Source organism: Herbiconiux daphne (genome assembly GCF_024979295.1).
GTDB classification, from domain to species: Bacteria; Actinomycetota; Actinomycetes; order Actinomycetales; family Microbacteriaceae; genus Herbiconiux; species Herbiconiux daphnes.
Genome location: NZ_JANLCJ010000517.1, coordinates 1 through 623, shown reverse-complemented (window position 1 = coordinate 623; position 623 = coordinate 1). Strand labels below are relative to the sequence as shown.

Below are 623 nucleotides of genomic sequence, written 5' to 3'. Positions count from 1 at the left end.
CAGTAATGCCTCATAATGACAGACATCAATTGAAGATGAATGCTACAATTGATTTTGGCATTGCAGCTGCACGTTCACAGCTAGGCACTGGTGAATCTGAAACCCACTGCCTAGACTGTGGAAAATCAATACCACAAAAACGTCGTGAGATTGTCAAAGGTTGCAAATACTGCATAACCTGTCAAAGTAATCACGATAAGCGAATCACTCTACCTTATGAGAGGCAGTAATGGTCGTCGGTCAAACAATCAAAGTTCGTCGTAAAGGCATGGGCTGGTCACGTGAACGTGATTTCAAGATCTCCGCAATCGGTGATAAGGGGATGCTGGGTTATTTTGATGGTATGAATGATTTTGAACAGCATATCCATCAGTCCACTCATGAGTGGAGGGAAAATGGCAAGAATTGATGTTCGTATCAATAAACCAGAAATGCAGTTCACGTTCGCTGATATCAAACCCGGTCATACTTTCTGGTGTGCTGATGGTTATATCAGTATCGCTTGTAAGCAGCAATCAGGTACAAGCAAACGCCAGGCTGTTGTTCTGGAAGATGGTCAGATTTGGTATCCATCACCAACTGAGCGTGTTCGTCCAGTTAACATTGCTGTGATTGAGGTGTAA

3 protein-coding genes are annotated in these 623 nt (G+C 43.2%); all 3 read left to right on the top strand.

The genetic code is table 11. The features are described 5' to 3' along the window. Positions 1–230: TraR/DksA C4-type zinc finger protein (locus N1032_RS26195; protein WP_259543567.1), on the top strand; the 230-nt coding region annotated here is incomplete at its 5' end. Continuing rightward, positions 230–409: a hypothetical protein gene (locus N1032_RS26190; RefSeq protein WP_259543565.1), complete on the top strand. Its 180-nt coding sequence runs from the start codon at positions 230–232 to the stop codon at positions 407–409. The genes N1032_RS26195 and N1032_RS26190, both read left to right, overlap by 1 nt. Continuing rightward, positions 396–623, top strand: a complete 228-nt coding sequence (locus N1032_RS26185) for a hypothetical protein (protein WP_259543564.1) — start codon at positions 396–398, stop codon at positions 621–623. Before N1032_RS26190 ends, N1032_RS26185 begins: the two co-directional genes overlap by 14 nt.